Source organism: Clostridium sp. (assembly GCF_050717515.1).
Lineage (GTDB): Bacteria > Bacillota > Clostridia > Clostridiales > Clostridiaceae > Clostridium_AD.
The window spans coordinates 104,384-120,058 of sequence record NZ_JBOITL010000030.1; the positions used below are offsets into that span (position 1 = coordinate 104,384).

The 15,675-nt window shown below is 29.9% G+C and carries 16 protein-coding genes; 8 read left to right on the top strand and 8 right to left on the bottom strand.

Annotation, left to right across the window (positions count from 1 at the left end):
• Window positions 1–26 precede the first annotated feature (26 nt).
• Window positions 27–1,994 (bottom strand): glycoside hydrolase family protein, encoded by a 1,968-nt coding sequence (locus tag ACREV6_RS15375; protein ID WP_431578919.1) that lies wholly within the window; start codon window positions 1,992–1,994, stop codon window positions 27–29.
• Between the two features lie 359 nt (window positions 1,995–2,353).
• On the opposite strand from ACREV6_RS15375, the gene ACREV6_RS15380 reads away from it, so the two are divergent.
• A complete protein-coding gene (locus ACREV6_RS15380) occupies window positions 2,354–3,340 on the top strand; it encodes an ADP-ribosylglycohydrolase family protein (protein ID WP_431578920.1) in 987 nt (328 codons plus the stop codon).
• Between the two features lie 67 nt (window positions 3,341–3,407).
• Here ACREV6_RS15380 and ACREV6_RS15385 read toward each other — a convergent pair whose 3' ends face one another.
• Window positions 3,408–4,022 (bottom strand): superoxide dismutase, encoded by a 615-nt coding sequence (locus ACREV6_RS15385; RefSeq protein ID WP_431578921.1) that lies wholly within the window; start codon window positions 4,020–4,022, stop codon window positions 3,408–3,410.
• Between the two features lie 470 nt (window positions 4,023–4,492).
• On the opposite strand from ACREV6_RS15385, the gene ACREV6_RS15390 reads away from it, so the two are divergent.
• Together ACREV6_RS15390 and ACREV6_RS15395 are read left to right on the top strand one after the other, a co-directional pair.
• A complete protein-coding gene (locus ACREV6_RS15390) occupies window positions 4,493–4,963 on the top strand; it encodes an RNA polymerase sigma factor (protein WP_431578922.1) in 471 nt (156 codons plus the stop codon).
• On the top strand, window positions 4,960–5,652 hold the full coding sequence (locus ACREV6_RS15395; protein WP_431578923.1) for a zf-HC2 domain-containing protein: 693 nt from the start codon (window positions 4,960–4,962) through the stop codon (window positions 5,650–5,652). The genes ACREV6_RS15390 and ACREV6_RS15395 overlap by 4 nt, the downstream gene beginning before the upstream one ends.
• 228 nt (window positions 5,653–5,880) lie before the next feature.
• On the opposite strand, the gene ACREV6_RS15400 is transcribed toward ACREV6_RS15395, so the two are convergent.
• On the bottom strand, window positions 5,881–6,750 hold the full coding sequence (locus ACREV6_RS15400; protein WP_431578924.1) for a MerR family transcriptional regulator: 870 nt from the start codon (window positions 6,748–6,750) through the stop codon (window positions 5,881–5,883).
• 108 nt (window positions 6,751–6,858) lie between these two features.
• Between ACREV6_RS15400 and ACREV6_RS15405 the strand changes: the two genes are divergently transcribed.
• Window positions 6,859–8,589 (top strand): ABC transporter ATP-binding protein, encoded by a 1,731-nt coding sequence (locus ACREV6_RS15405; protein ID WP_431578925.1) that lies wholly within the window; start codon window positions 6,859–6,861, stop codon window positions 8,587–8,589.
• Window positions 8,586–10,367, top strand: a complete 1,782-nt coding sequence (locus tag ACREV6_RS15410; protein ID WP_431578926.1) for an ABC transporter ATP-binding protein — start codon at window positions 8,586–8,588, stop codon at window positions 10,365–10,367. Before ACREV6_RS15405 ends, ACREV6_RS15410 begins: the two co-directional genes overlap by 4 nt.
• A 143-nt stretch (window positions 10,368–10,510) precedes the next feature.
• Here ACREV6_RS15410 and ACREV6_RS15415 read toward each other — a convergent pair whose 3' ends face one another.
• Complete coding sequence (locus ACREV6_RS15415) at window positions 10,511–10,936, bottom strand: DUF4097 family beta strand repeat-containing protein (RefSeq protein ID WP_431578927.1); 426 nt, start codon at window positions 10,934–10,936, stop codon at window positions 10,511–10,513.
• 211 nt (window positions 10,937–11,147) lie between these two features.
• Window positions 11,148–11,633 carry a hypothetical protein gene (locus tag ACREV6_RS15420; RefSeq protein ID WP_431578928.1) on the bottom strand — a complete coding sequence of 162 codons (486 nt, stop codon included), beginning with the start codon at window positions 11,631–11,633 and terminating at the stop codon, window positions 11,148–11,150.
• Window positions 11,634–12,017: 384 nt separating this feature from the next.
• On the opposite strand from ACREV6_RS15420, the gene ACREV6_RS15425 reads away from it, so the two are divergent.
• A complete protein-coding gene (locus ACREV6_RS15425) occupies window positions 12,018–12,311 on the top strand; it encodes a hypothetical protein (RefSeq protein ID WP_431578929.1) in 294 nt (97 codons plus the stop codon).
• Window positions 12,312–12,427: 116 nt separating this feature from the next.
• On the top strand, window positions 12,428–13,339 hold the full coding sequence (locus ACREV6_RS15430; protein ID WP_431578930.1) for a metallophosphoesterase family protein: 912 nt from the start codon (window positions 12,428–12,430) through the stop codon (window positions 13,337–13,339).
• Window positions 13,340–13,563: 224 nt separating this feature from the next.
• Here the strand turns inward: ACREV6_RS15430 and ACREV6_RS15435 are convergent, their stop codons facing one another.
• The gene (locus tag ACREV6_RS15435; protein ID WP_431578931.1) at window positions 13,564–14,502 is read right to left on the bottom strand and encodes a GNAT family N-acetyltransferase; all 939 of its coding nucleotides are present in this window, start codon (window positions 14,500–14,502) and stop codon (window positions 13,564–13,566) included.
• A 331-nt stretch (window positions 14,503–14,833) separates the two neighbouring features.
• On the opposite strand from ACREV6_RS15435, the gene ACREV6_RS15440 reads away from it, so the two are divergent.
• The gene (locus ACREV6_RS15440) at window positions 14,834–15,085 is read left to right on the top strand and encodes a hypothetical protein (protein WP_431578932.1); all 252 of its coding nucleotides are present in this window, start codon (window positions 14,834–14,836) and stop codon (window positions 15,083–15,085) included.
• 96 nt (window positions 15,086–15,181) lie between these two features.
• On the opposite strand, the gene ACREV6_RS15445 is transcribed toward ACREV6_RS15440, so the two are convergent.
• Together ACREV6_RS15445 and ACREV6_RS15450 are read right to left on the bottom strand one after the other, a co-directional pair.
• Complete coding sequence (locus ACREV6_RS15445) at window positions 15,182–15,409, bottom strand: hypothetical protein (protein ID WP_431578933.1); 228 nt, start codon at window positions 15,407–15,409, stop codon at window positions 15,182–15,184.
• A 176-nt stretch (window positions 15,410–15,585) separates the two neighbouring features.
• Window positions 15,586–15,675, bottom strand: a 90-nt coding sequence (locus ACREV6_RS15450) for an IS3 family transposase (protein ID WP_431578942.1), incomplete at its 5' end; no start/stop codon positions are given.

Below are 15,675 nucleotides of genomic sequence, written 5' to 3' on the forward strand. Positions count from 1 at the left end.
ATTTAAATAATTAGATTTGTTTTCTATTATTTTTTCTCAATTATATTAACACTTTTTCTCTTCGTAGGCTGCTCATAAGAGAAATTATACCATTTTTCTAATGCAACTTTATCGTTTAATAACTTAGAAGTTTCAGGAGAATTAGTATCGATAAGTATTGCACTAGAAGTGTTAAATAAAAATACCCCTTCTGCACCAGCTTTGTATACTTCTCTAGCTCTTAATAAATAATGATTTAAAGCCAAAGATGTTTTTTTTGGTATTTCATATCCTGCTTCAAGATATTTTTCTTCTTCTTTTGTTAAATCACTACCACTTACATTAGCACATATTCCTATGTACAGTTTTACCTTTGTTCCTTTGACCATATCAACATAAGGCTTTATATTGAAAAAATCATCAACAGTTATATTAGAAGGTATAAGTATGTCTATAAGTCCCTCCTTAATCCATGTTTTAACGTTGAACCCATATGACAAAGGATTATTATATGGTATTCTAACAGTTATTGTTTTACCTTTTGGAATCTCTTTTCTTAATTTTCTCATAAACTCAGTCATTATAGCAATTTTTTGTTGCTGTGTAGCCTCTTTATTCATTACCACAGGGTATCTACAATAATCTAAAGTTACACCATCTACATTTTTAAAAGATACCGCTTCTTTTAAAACATTAGTTATGTAAGCTCTAGTCTTAGGATATAAATAACTTAATCCATATTCACCTTTCTGTTTACAATCTTGATAGCTATCATATATCTTTCCATTTAAATAACCATATTTATCTTTAGGATAAAAAGTATCCATACGTAAAGATGCATTTACCTTCATGTTTTTTTCTTTTGCTGCCTCCGCTACAATTTCAAGAGGTGATTTTCCACTTTTTAATATATTGAGAACTTGGGTTTTAGCTCTAATATCTCCCTGCCTTAACTGTGAGTTATATTTATCAAAGCCTGCAAAAGCAGTCCCTGCATATTTACTATTATAGTTTAAAAGCCCCGTAGTTCCTAAACACCAGTTTATTGTTCCTACATTTTTTTCTGCCAAAGGGTATACAAATTTTGTTTTTAAGTCCTCTGGATCAGAATATATTCCATCAAAAAAATCTGAATATCCATCATTATCATACATTACTCTTTTACCATTTTCACCTTCATCAGGCGTTTGAACTAATTTAATTTGATCATTTGTTAGTCCAACCAGTCTTATGTAGGCAATTCTTGTATTGCCAATTTCTTTTAAAACTAAATTACAAGTATTAAAATTATCTATTAAAGCAAGTTTCTCATACAAGTACTGGTTACCATATTTTTGAGAAGAAGATGAATCAACGGAGCCATGTACTTGAATATATTCATGATCTGTATCCTTTTTTATTTTAAATCCGTTAGTTCCTGATGCATAACCTACATAAACTTTAAAATATCCATTTAATTTTAGTGGAACTATTAAGGAGTTTAAAGAATCCATTTGCGTTTCGATTAATGTTCCTTCATTTTCGTTATCATACTTTATAGTGCTTACATTCCATCCTGTTGATTTGTTGCTAGCTAATAGTTTATCCATATCTGAAAATGTATAAGTTATTCCTGGTTTTGATTCAACTGCTTCGTATTTATTTGCAACGGGGTTTTTTACAATAAATTTGTATTGAACTTTTTCACTTGAAGTTTCCCCTTGTTGTGGATATATTAATGGTTCAATATCTATGTTATACATAGCACCTTCTTTATATCCATCCTTTGGTGGTTCAATAACAATTGACTTTTTATCCTCACCAATTTTAATTGTCGCATTACGTACTATGCTATCATCATTTACATTCCATATAGTTATATTTTCATAATCAATTGGTTTATCTAAATTAATAGTCCAAACATGATTTTTGTCTACAACTTTCATATCTCTTATTTCAGCAGCTTGTACATTGTGCTTTGTAAAAATAACAAAAAATAATATAAATAATAAGCCTTTTAAAAACTTTTTGTGCATTTAAAATTTCCTCCTATTTTGCAGTATAATAGTATTTTTTCAAAAATATACTGTCACAATATACATTTTACTACAAAATAATGCATATTGAAACATTTTTTGAGATATACCTTAAAAACGTATTTCAAGTCAAAACTCCAAGTAAATCATTCATAAAGCATTCATTTGTAGTCCTAGTTGCATAAAGCAGCTTTCATAAATTTGTAGAATTAATCATATAATGTTTAAAAGGGAAAAAATCATAACTCATGGGAGTAAAGTAAAACCAGAGTTATGAATGTAAAAGAATTGGAGGAATATAATAGGGAATAAGGGGGCTAGTCTATGGATAGATTAGTAATAGGGAGGAGAGCTTAATATTGTTAAGTAGAAAGGATTTAATAAATAATAAAGACCTTGCCTATGATAAAGCCTTAGGTGCTATGGCAGGTCTAGCCATAGGAGATTCTTTTGGAGATGCCTCAAGAAAGCAAGATAATCAATTTAAATATGGTATCACCACAGACTTTAATAAAGAAGCCTCTTGGAGTACTGATGATACTGAATTTGCGTTGCTTACTGCAAAAATATTAATAGAATGCGAAGGAAGTCTATCAAGTGAGGTCGTAGTTAACGGCTGGATGGAAAATGTAGCCTCACAAAAGGATTTTCCAAGAGGTGGAGCTAGCGAAATAGAAGCAGTAAGAAACCTTAAGAGAGGCATCTTGCCACCTTATTCAGGGGAATATAATTCGTATTATAACAGCGATGGAGCAGCTATGAGAATCGCACCTATAGGAATTATATGTGCTGGTGATTCACAAAGAGCAGTAGTATTAGCCAACATAGATGCCTGCGTAAGTCACTTTAGAGAAGGTATATGGGGAGCGCAAGCTGTGGCAGTTGCCGTTTCTGTTGCCATGGTGGATGGAACCATAGATCAAATAATTGAAGCTGCCTTAAAGTCAATTCCAGAGGAGTCATGGCTTTATTATTCCATAAAAAAGGCATTAGAAATTGTAGATAATGCCAAGGGTGAATTTATAGATGCTTGGTTGCCTTTACATGATGAACTTTGGACTAGTTATAAGGCATCGGTTCCAGAAGCAGTAGCAGAGGCCTTTGGAGTTCTTAAGCTTGTAAATAAAGACTTTAGAACTGGTGTGGTAGCTGCTGGTAACTTTGGTAGAGATGCAGACACTATTGGGGCCATTGTAGGAGCAATTTTAGGCGCCAAATACGGAGCTTCACAAATGCCTGAAAGGTGGATAGAAAAAACAAGATACCCTTCTGGAACCTGTCTTGCGTTTACTAATGGGTTAGATATAAAAGAAGTCGCTCAAAAGCTCAGTGACTTGATAAGCTAGTATTTTATGTTTAATAAAAAAAGCAAGGTTGTACGAAATTCAATTACGTGCAACCTTGCTTTTGGTTTTATTTTATAGCATTAAGATATAATTCTGATACATAGTCCCAATTAACTACGTTCCACCACTCGGAAATATAGTCAGGACGTCTGTTTTGGAATTTTAAATAATATGCATGTTCCCAAACATCTAATCCTAAGATAGGTATCAAACCTTCACTAATTGGATTATCTTGGTTTGCAGTTGAAATAATTTCAAGTTCTTTATTTTTATTTATTATAAGCCATGCCCAACCACTTCCGAATCTAGTTGTTGCTGCTTTTGCAAATTCATCCTTAAAGGCTTGGAAGTTTCCAAATTTTTCATCAATAGCTTTGCTTAATTCTGATTTGGGGGTGCCCACTTTAACGGGTGACATAACATTCCAAAACATACTGTGATTAAGGTGACCTCCTCCATTATTTCTAACAGCCATCCGTATATCTGATGGGATCTCTTCTAGATTTTTTAATAACCATTCTAAGCCTTTATCATAAAGTTCAGGATATTTATCTAAAGCTGCATTTAAGTTATTTACATAAGCTTGGTGATGCTTACTGTGATGTATTTCCATTGTTTGTGCATCTATATAAGGTTCAAGTGAACTGTATTCATAAGATAGTTTTGGTAATTCAAATTTCATAATTAATTCCTCCTAATAGTAAAGTTTATTATGATATTATAATAATACAAATGATATAGAATGTCAAGTAATAATTATTATCAATAAGTACTGTATTATAATAAGGTCGACTTAACAACGCTAAGGAATTAAATCATCTCCTGCGGATCTGTATAATTAACGACTTCAGAAGGAGACTTTCCTTCTGAAATGTCGTTAAATGGACAATATTATTGTTTTTATTGTTGCCTCATTTAAATTGTTTACTTGCTGATTTAATTGGTTAATTATATATATTATTAACATAAAATGTATATAAAGGTGATTTATTGTTTATGTAGAATATAATAATTTAGCGATTTATCTTAATACAAATCTAATTTATTAAGAAGATAAATTTTAGAGTCTTCTTTATTTGGATTTGTTTTTTTATATAAAATTGTAACGAAATTTAGTTTCAAGAGTCTTATGTATGAAAGCGAGGTGAAACTGTGATTGATTTTGATGTTATATACTCTCAATATTTTGCTGATGTCTATAAATATGCCCTGTCGCTATGCCGTAATGAAACAATGGCCGAGGAAATAACTCAAGAAACGTTTTTTAAAGCTTTGAAAAGTATAGACAAGTTTAAAGGAGATTGTAAAATACGAGTTTGGTTGTGTCAAATAACAAAAAATACTTATTTTTCACTATGTCAAAAAAATAAACATATTACAGATGAATCTTATGAAGAAAATGAAGATGACTGTATTGAGCAAAAGTTAATAAATAGTGAAACAGTGTGGGAAATACATAAAAAACTTCATTTTTTAGATGAACCATATAAAGAGGTTTTCACCTTAAGAGTGTTTGGTGAATTACCCTTTTTACAGATTGCTGAGCTTTTGGGGAAAACAGAAAGCTGGGCTAGAGTCACGTTTCATCGTGCAAAGATTAAACTAAGGGAGGGATTAAAATGAAAATTTCATGTGAAATAGTTAAAGATTTACTACCACTCTACTACGATGATGTTTGCAGTAACGAAAGCCGTACCACTATCGAGGAACACTTACTAGAGTGTGATACCTGTAAAAAATATCTTGATAGTATGAATAGTGACTTCATTCAAACTAATGGTGAAAAAGCAGCAGAGCAAGCAAAATCTAATATATTAAAAGGAATAAAAAAGAAGCTACTCAGAAAAAATGTTATGATATCATCTATTTCAGTTATATGTGCAATTGCTGTATTATTAGGAGGATTTTCACTTATATTTCACTACCAGGTACCAATTCCCTACGATAATGGAATAGTGAGTGTTAAAATGGGAAATAACGGAATGCTTGACGTCTCATTTAACGGGGATGATTACTATTGCTCATATCAATGGACCACGACAATTGAAAAAGATGGTATAAAACAACATGTGGTATATATTTATTACACTGATACTATATGGACAAAACATTTTTCTAAGCCACAAAAGGATAAAGAATATAAGTATTCAATTAACAATAGTGCGTTGTTTGATCATGATGACGGTAATGGTCTTATAGAATTAAAAAAAGATATATCAGCAGTGTATTATCTCGATTATAAGGATTCAAAAATGTCGAATGAAGAATTACTAAAGATTCAATCTAAAGCAGTTCTTCTTTGGGAAAAGTAGACACATATTATTAATACACTTGGCAGAGCGAAATTAATTTATATAGCGAACACTATTCTTATATTGTGCATAAATCCAAAAGGCAGCAATGCCTTTTTTTCTCTTGCTTAGATTGATAATAAACTTCTTTTCAATAGATGTATAGGATTAGCCTATGTATTGATATTAGTTAGCTTTAGGCTATTTTTAATTCCTGTTGGTGAGAAATAATCAGATTCTTTTACACTCTCATTCATAACAAGGGTAACTCGTAATCTTCATGTCGTGAACAATAGGAATTTCAACTTCGACTAAAATTTCAGTTAAATAATTGTCGTAGCCTTTACCTGTTACTTCATCTAAAAGGAATTCTTCATAAGAATATTTTCCTATAGCTATATTAGAGTTTTTTAAAAATTGCAATATTTTATTATAGGTTTTGTCGATAGAGTTATAGTCTCCTTCGTGATACGCGATGCAATAGAGTCCTTTTGGTTTAGTAAAAGTAAAAGGAATATCATTATTAGAATCTAGCTTTGTATATAAAAAGGAATAATTTTCAGCTACTCCTTTTAATATATTATCCTTACTAATCATTGCTCCAATAGAATGTCCCGCGTTAAGATTATTTAAAGTACAATAATTCATATGCTCTGACACAATTTTAAAATAATCTTTATGGCTTACATTTTCAATTGAATTATTAAGAACTAGATGCTCCTCATCAAAATATTCTAAACTAATCTTAGAATAATCTATTATACACGCATTTTCTGTTATAGAAATTTTTGTTGTCATAAGTTTACGTATTCTTTTTAGATTTTCTATTTCAATATCTATATCCAATACTTTATTTTTAAATAACTCAACTAATGTATTGGGACTCCTATTATCAAGATAAGCTTTAATCTCCTTTAAAGACATATTTGTTTCTTTTAAAATAGTAATGACATTAAAAACATCAAATTGTTGATAGGAATAATATCTATATCCGTTATCATCTCTTATTTCAGGAGAAAAAATGCCAATATCATCGTAATGGAAAAGAGTTTGTTTCTTTACATTACATAACTTTGCAAAATCTCCAGTATTAAAATATTTATTAAATTTTTCATTCATAGCTAATTTCTCCTCTTGACTATACGGTAACTGTATACTTTATGCTTATATTATAATATTATTGCATCGAGGTTTCAAGAGTACTTAAAAAAGGAGTGAATAGAAGGAATGAAACTAATATTAAAATACATAAAAAAATATAAACTGCTTCTAGTGTTGAATGTAATATCAGTTTTTGGCTTTGCATTAGTGGAGCTCGGCATTCCAACAATAATGGCTAGAGTAATTGACAGGGGAATAGCTAATAAGGATATAGCTTATACAAAACATATGGGTATTATAATTGTAGGAATATCTATAGTTGGTGCACTGGGTACAATATTATTAGGATACTGTTCTTCAAAAATCTCTACTAGTATGATTAGAGATATAAGAAAGGATATTTTTAAAAAATCTCAAGAATTTTCACATAGTGAATATAATAAGTTTGGGATATCATCAATGATTACCAGAACAACCAATGATGTTTTTCAATTAGGACAGTTTACAACTACACTCTTAAGAATAGCATTACTTACACCAGTTATGTTTATTGTAAGTTTAGTGATGATTATAAGAACCAGCGTGCAATTGTCTGCAGTATTAGCAATAACAGTACCATTCATAGTGCTTGGGGTAATTATTATAGCTAAGATATCTTATCCAATATCAGAAAAACAACAGAAAAAATTAGATAAATTAAATAGGATTTCAAGAGAAAATTTAACTGGAACAAGGGTAATCAGGGCCTTTGGTAATGATGAACATGAAAAACAAAGATTTGAAGAAATTAATAATGACTATACAAATGTGTCTAAGAAGTTATATAAGCTTATGGCAATTTCTCAGCCATCTTTCTTTTTGTTATTGAATTTAGCTATTTTAGCTATCTTTTGGATTTCTAGTAAAATGATAAATTTAGGAACACTACAGGTTGGACAACTGGTAGCGTTTATAGAATATTTATTCCATGCAATGTTCTCTATTATGCTTTTTTCAATGGTGTTTATAATGTATCCAAAAGCACAAATTTCAGCAGATAGAATTAACGAGATATTAAATGAAGAGCCTATTATTAAAAATCCTAAAGATGGTGTTAAAGATACAGCTATTAAGGGTATTGTAGAGTTTGATAATGTTACTTTTACTTATCCAGATGGAGAGCTTCCAGTTTTAAGAGATATATCCTTTACAGCAGTAAAAGGAGAAAAAGTAGCATTTATAGGAAGTACAGGCTGTGGGAAAAGTACATTAATTAATTTAATCCCAAGATTTTACGATGTTACAAAAGGTAGCATAAAGATAGATGGAGTAGATGTAAGAGATTATGATTTAAAGGCACTACGTGGAAAAATGGGATTTATACCTCAGAAGACATTGCTCTTTACTGGTAGTATAGGCACTAATATTAAATTCGGTAAAAATGATGCAGATAAAAAGCAGGTTGAACATTCTGCTAAGGTAGCTCAGGCTTATGATTTTATTAACAGTAAACCTGAAAAATTCAAAGAATTAGTAAGTGAAGGTGGATCTAATATGTCAGGGGGGCAGAAGCAAAGATTATCTATTGCAAGAGCATTAGTTAGAAAACCTGAAATTTATATTTTTGATGATAGCTTTTCTGCCCTAGATTTTAAAACAGATGCAATGCTTAGAGAAAAGTTAAAGGAGGAAACTAGAGAGTCCGTACTTTTAATAGTTGCACAGAGGATAGGATCTATAATTGATGCTAATAAAATTATAGTATTAAATGAAGGCGAGATAGTAGGAATAGGAACCCATAAAGAATTACTAAAAACCTGCGAAATCTATTATGAAATTGCATCATCTCAACTTACAAATGAGGAGCTGGAACAATGAAAAAGTTAAAGGATACTATAAGAAAAATATCTCCTTTTGTAAAAGTATATAGGAAACTATTTATTGCTGCAATTTTATTTATAGTAGTAGCTGCTATTTTTATGGCTATTGCTCCAAAAATAGAAGGACTAATTACAACTAGTCTTGCCAAAGATGTTATGAATATAGCAAAAGGTGTAAAAGGAGCTTCAGTTAATTTTAATTATATTTTAAGAGTATTAGGAGTATTGGCTTTTATATATGTATTTGGAACATTATCCACATATTTAGCAAGTTTATTATTAACTAATGCTATTCAAAATACTATGAAAGATTTAAGAAACGCTGTTCAAGGTAAAATTAGAAAATTGCCTATAAGTTATTTTGATAAGAATAGCTATGGGGATGTTATGAGTCGTATAACAAATGATATAGATACTATTTCTAATGCACTCCAACAGAGTTTTAGCCGAGTTATTAATTCAATATTGTCACTAACTCTAGCTATTGCGATGATGTTTACAATTAATATAAAACTTGCATTGTTAGCTATACTTATAATACCTATAAGCTATTTAGTGTTAAAATATATAGTTAGTAAATCACAAAATCTATTTTATAAACAGCAAAGCGCTTTGGGGAAAATGAATGGTAAAGTGCAAGAAATATATACTGGCTTTAATGAAATAAAACTATATGGAAAGCAAGAAGATGCTATAAAAGATTTTGAAAATATTAATGAAGAACTTTTTAATACAGGATTTAAGGCGCAATTTATATCAAGTATAATGTCTCCATTAGTTTCATTAGTAAGTTATTTAGGAGTTGCAGCCATTGGAATACTTGGCGCAACATATGCTATAAATGGAATAATGACAGTGGGTAATCTTCAAGCGTCTATTCGTTATATTTGGCAAATAAATCAACCAATTTCTGAGGTGACGCAATTATCTGCTGCAATGCAATCAGCCTTTGCGGCAATTGAACGTGTATTTGAAATATTGGATGAAAAGGAAGAAATTCCAGATAAAGTTGATTTTATAAAATTAGAAAATCCGCTTGGAAATGTTACTTTTGAGCATGTAAAATTTGGATATAATGACAATAAGGTTTTAATTGAGGACTTAAGTGCAGAGATAAAAAGTGGTCAGATGGTTGCTATAGTAGGTCCAACAGGAGCAGGTAAAACAACATTAATAAATTTATTAATGAGATTTTACGATATTCAAGGGGGAGCTATAAAAATAGATGGAGTGGATACTCACGATATGAAACGCGAAGATCTGCGTTCTATATTCGGTATGGTTCTTCAGGATACTTGGCTATATAATGGAACAATTCATGAAAATATTGAGTATGGCAGATTTGGAGCTAGCAAGGAAGAAATTATTGAAGCGGCTAAAATAGCTAACGTACATCATTTTATTAAAACTCTTCCAGATGGGTATAACATGTTTTTAAATGAAGAGGCTTCTAACATATCTCAAGGAGAGAAACAACTTTTGACTATAGCAAGAGCTATAATTTCGAATCCAGCAATACTAATATTAGATGAAGCAACTAGTTCAGTTGATACTAGACTCGAAATATTACTCCAAAAAGCTATGAGGAATATAATGAAAGGAAGAACTAGCTTTGTTATTGCACATAGACTTTCAACTATTCGTAGCGCAGATTTAATATTGGTTATAGATGAAGGCGATATTATAGAACAAGGAACCCATATTGAGTTAATGGAAAAGGGTGGTTTCTATGAAAAACTCTATAATAGTCAATTCAAGAGTCAGGTAGCAAATTAATTTAATTATCCTAATTTTTAAAATTGTTCCTATAAAACTCCATAAAGGCTCTTAGATAAATTTGAATTTATCTAAGAGCCTTTATCTGTTGCACTGAAGCATAAGTAAGTATTGCAATATTAACCAACATTACTATTTATATATTAGTCTTCATATTCACTTTTGATATTCTTGGAACTAAACTTAATACTTTCATCCACAGTGCATTTATCCTCTGCAAATATATTAATACCTTTATTATAGTCTTCTGGAATTTCGATAATAAGAGAATTGTCATATATATTTAACGAAAGGGAGATATTCATAAATTTATTAGCACTACTAATCCTTAATTTACCATGATTTTCACTTATATCATAACTTAATCCCTTACCTTCACTATATGTAACATGAATTTTATGATCATTTGATTTTTTCACTCTAACTTCATTAACTTTATCGTTCACAATAATATTATGGATTGAACTAGCGTCTACCTCATAATTTTTCCTTTCTTTTTTAAAAAACAAACCTATTATTAAAAGAATTACTATAGTGATTACAATTGCTATTACTACTTTTTTATTCACACTTAATTCCTCCTAATAATTCAATCGTATTATCGCTTTTTTCTATGTCCAAAAAATATTCAAAGCTTACATATCCAAGGTCTCTTAAAATAAGATCCCCGGTAGTACTCCATTTAAATTCCTGAATAATTCGATATTTTAAGAAATTATTCGTTTTTATGATTATGTGGTCATAAAAGAATAGAACTATAGATTATCCCCATAATTTGTATTACAAATTGGAAGTTGCTTTTAATTTAATGGGTATAAATGTTTCCATTTGTGACCATCCTTGTGCTTTTATAATCTCTGATGGTGTAATAATATGGCCCATAGCATAATGATTTTGACGAATATCCAGTTCCAAGTTATCAGAATTCTTAATATATTCTAAAGCTTTATTATATAACTTACCATTTGTTTCTTCATCCCCATCTTTATAAACATAAGTTATATAGTACCCGCCTTCGAAATCAACGACTTCGTTGCCACCATCATCCATATCCTCACTCAATGTCCACCACCATACCATACCTTGTTTTTCTTCATCAAAAAACAAAAAGTCTCTGGGCATAAAACTATCTCTTTCCAATGGCTTAATTGTGGAAAAATACTTATCAAACTTTCCTAAAATACCATTAAAAGAAAAGTTAAATTCCTTATCTACACCAGATGACGCTGCTTTGAAGGGTGGCAATGATATTATCCTAAACTCCATAAAAATACCTCCTATTATTTTCTAAATCAATGATTTATCTTCGGGTTATACAAATAATCTATAATTCACATTTTTGTATCATAAGGAATTAACATAATAGTTAATATTACGAATTTTTCCTAATGTTATATTACCATTTTTGTATAAAATAGTAAATAATTATTTTTTAGGTAGTGGTAGTATTTTTGAAATAATCGTTCCAAAGTTTTGTAAATTATGATAATATTACATATATAGTTACGATGCATTTGTCTTATATGATGAACTACAAAAGGGGGATATAAATAAAATGAAGAAGGAATATTAAATTTTCCATCATCAGATATTTATAAAAAATGTGAGCAAACCATCATTAATAATGGTTATGATGATGAGGAGATAACAATGTCAGGTCTTACAGCAGAAAAAGCAAAGACTGTAAATGCACCAAAAATAAAAGAATGTTTTTTGAATATTGAATGTGAACTTTTGTGGGAAAAAGAACACTTTGAAGGTTGTAGAGATGTTGTTGTTGCTTTAAAGGCCAAGCATATTTCAATGGATAGTGACTTTTACGATGAGAACCAAAAAGGAAGATATGGTAAAACAGGTTTTATGTATAACGTTCATTCACCAAGAAACCCCGAAACAGGGGAAATATTTGAGACTTGTTTTGGTGCATTAGAAAAATATAAATAACGTAAAATTTGTTATATGCTTTTCGTAACTTTAGATATCTTATTAATAAACTGCATCACAATGGTATTTTATTGAGATGCAAAGATTATTTATAAAATCTGAATAGAGGTGCAGTGATGGATAGAATTAAATTTGCAGTATTCACCGATTTACATTATGAACATATCCACGATGGGAGTCAAAGAATTGAAAACTTCATAAATAATGCAAGGGAAGCAGAAGTGGATTTTGTTATTGAACTTGGAGATTTCTGTAGTCCTAAGGAGGAAAACCAAGGTTTACTTGATATGCTTGATTCTATTGGAAAACCTCATTATCATTTGATGGGAAATCATGATTCTGATTTATTTACAAAGGAAAAAGTTATGGAGTTTTTACAAATGGATAAAAGTTACTATTCGTTTAAATATGGTAAAATTAAATTTATTGTGTTAGATACCTGTTTTATCAAGACTGATAACGGATACGAACCTTATTATAAAAGAAATTATAATATGACAAAAAATATATATCCGATTCTTCCAGATTATGAATTTAAGTGGTTGGAATCTCAATTAACCGATGACAGTGAGTACTATGTTATTTTTTCACATCATAGTTTTGAAAATGAGTTTGCTAAAAGAGGTGTATATAACTCAAATGAAGTAAGGGATTTGATTAATAGGATAAATCTCACAGGGAAGAAAGTTCTTTTATGCATCAATGGACATGACCATGGCGACTCTCTTAAAGAAATTGGACAAACATATTATTTTGGCTTGAATTCAATGTCATATATATGGTTTGGACCTCAATTTGAACATTTTTGTTACTCTGATAAAATACATAAACAATACCCATTTTTAAAGGATTTGGTTCTATATCGAGAAGGATTATATAGTATTATCACAATTACCGAAAATGGTGGTTTTGATATACAAGGTATGAATGGACATTACCAGAATATTTCACCAAAAGAGTTGGGAATTGAAGGTTTATGGAATGGACGACCCATATTACCGATTATATCTTCATTAAACGTTGATTAAATTAAACTCTAATTAGGAGCATAACACAACAAAAACAGAGTTGCTTCACATTCTTCTTATTAGGCTCCAAAAGCTACAAAGTCTGTGACGTTTTTATTTGTGACAGATTAGTAGTTTTATAAGTAGTAAGTGATATTTTGAGCTATCAAAAATATTAAACATTCCACTGTAAACGTCAAAGAGTTACATGTGGAATGAAAAACTATAAGCTTCATAAATAAAATCTACTCAAATTTCTTATACATAGAAACACTTTGTACTCCAGGGAAAAATCCCATTTTATAATATAACGCTTCAGCAGCATTACCAACTGTTACATCTAACTTTGTTGCTGGTGATATGTCTTTTAAAACAGTTAATGCCCTCTTTATCATGTTCTCAGCAATACCATGCCCTCTATAAGCTGGCTTTACTCCTATTTGGTTAATCTTAGAGAACTCATTATCATCATCCTCATTTTTTCCTGCTAAACATACCCCTATTAAATCATTAGTATTTCTATCATAAACTAATGTAGAAGCCTGCATACTATTTGTAGAAATATACCTTTCTAAAAACATCTTAGAGTCTTCGATTTCTTGTTCTTGGGTGTTGTTTGAAAATTCTTCATATTGGATACCACCTTTATATGATTCATGTAATACTTTTCCCACCTCATCGGCATCCTCAATTGTAGGTGTTTTAATAACTAAACCTTCCCTCCACTGAATATTATCAAATATCTCCGTTGGTCGAATCATCATTTTTCTAACAAAATTTCTCCTATATCCAAGCCTACTATAATAATCAACATCTCTTGGATGTATTGTATATAAAAAGATTTTTTTATTCTTATCTGACCATTGTAATAATGTATTATTTAGTTCGCTAATTATAGAGAATTTGTCTACTGTATATGGTGATTCTACAAAAAAATGTGCTGAATAATTTGGCTCTATTACTACTCCACCAACTCTTTTATTATCCTTGAAAATCCAAAATGCATTTTCATCATAATATGAATTTTGTGATAGTTTGTTCCAATTATATGTAAACTCTTCATCCCTATCTACATATATGGCAAAATGTATGCCAAATTCAGCTACATTAGCTCTCATAAGCTCAAATCCATTATTTAACAGGTATTGTTCTTTTCCTTCTTCCCACTTCTCAATGTTTTTCACTATAAAGCCCCCTTAAACAATTATATTTTTAATATATATTCATTTTAACAAATTAGTATATTCTAGTATATATAAAGAATAGTTCTATATTATTCTTTGCACAAAAAAGCTACCACTTGTTTCATCTAACGGGTTCCGTTTTGAAGTGCTTTTACTAAAATATCATTTCTGCGTTTATTTTAATATTAGCTGATCTTAGGTGTAAGTAATTATATTGCATCTAAATTTAACAAATAATGTTATAAATTTTAATATTTAAAATTTATGTTATAATAAGTATGAGAATCAGCTATAATAACTATGCATTTGTATAAAATTAGGGGGGGATACGTTGGAAAAAATAAAGGCTATTAATAGATTAGTTACAGTAATTACTGCTATTGGGTTTATATTATTAGTTTTAGGCTTATTGAGTTTATTGGGCATAATTGATATGAATTCAATGTTACTTGTATTACTATCATCAGGTATTTTTAGTATGCTTAACGGATATTACAATATTAAGAATAAAAAAGTAGCAATATTTTGTATTTTAGTTGGAATTTTCTCGTTTTTTGTCGCTGTATTTAAAACATTTTTTTAAATATGCAATATTATAATACTGTAAATTTAAGGAGGGATAATTTTCTCTCCTTAAATTTTTTACGTATTAATATTCACATACCCTAATATAATCATCTTATTTGAAATAGATTATATTTTTGTAATCAAAAACTTTATCCGTAATACCAAGTCTTTGTGCGGGAGTTAATTTCTTGTCTCCAAACTTTGTTGTCCAACAAAAATTATAAAAAATTCTAAGTATTGTTGTTATCTGCTGTGCATATTTAGGATTATAGTTTGCATATATATAACTTCTACCATCACCCCTTGCTGTTGGGTAAAGGGTGTTTAATGGGATTGTCACCCCCTCATAGGATAACTTAATCCATTAGCTATTTTAAATGGCACTTTGATTTATTTAACGTTAAATATATCTAAATTTAGACTTTGTATCGTTGGGAAAAATAATAAATTCAAACATAAAAATACCGTAAATTCAGTTGTGTAATGTGTACCCTTTGTCAAGGACATATAAAAATACTACAGTGAACTAAGTAGATGATTTCTGTATTGAACAGGAGTCATCCTTTCCAATGCCCACTGATATCTATAATTATTATAGTAACTCAT

Excerpts from the sequence above, each read along its gene's own strand:
- ACREV6_RS15395 (WP_431578923.1), top strand. The coding sequence starts at position 4,960 with ATGAAAATTTCATGTGAAATAGTTAAAGATTTACTACCACTCTACTAC.
- ACREV6_RS15400 (WP_431578924.1), bottom strand. The coding sequence starts at position 6,750 with ATGAATGAAAAATTTAATAAATATTTTAATACTGGAGATTTTGCAAAG.
- ACREV6_RS15420 (WP_431578928.1), bottom strand. The coding sequence starts at position 11,633 with ATGGAGTTTAGGATAATATCATTGCCACCCTTCAAAGCAGCGTCATCT.
- ACREV6_RS15375 (WP_431578919.1), bottom strand. The coding sequence starts at position 1,994 with ATGCACAAAAAGTTTTTAAAAGGCTTATTATTTATATTATTTTTTGTT.
- ACREV6_RS15430 (WP_431578930.1), top strand. The coding sequence starts at position 12,428 with ATGGATAGAATTAAATTTGCAGTATTCACCGATTTACATTATGAACAT.
- ACREV6_RS15405 (WP_431578925.1), top strand. The coding sequence starts at position 6,859 with ATGAAACTAATATTAAAATACATAAAAAAATATAAACTGCTTCTAGTG.
- ACREV6_RS15385 (WP_431578921.1), bottom strand. The coding sequence starts at position 4,022 with ATGAAATTTGAATTACCAAAACTATCTTATGAATACAGTTCACTTGAA.
- ACREV6_RS15425 (WP_431578929.1), top strand. The coding sequence starts at position 12,018 with ATGTCAGGTCTTACAGCAGAAAAAGCAAAGACTGTAAATGCACCAAAA.
- ACREV6_RS15410 (WP_431578926.1), top strand. The coding sequence starts at position 8,586 with ATGAAAAAGTTAAAGGATACTATAAGAAAAATATCTCCTTTTGTAAAA.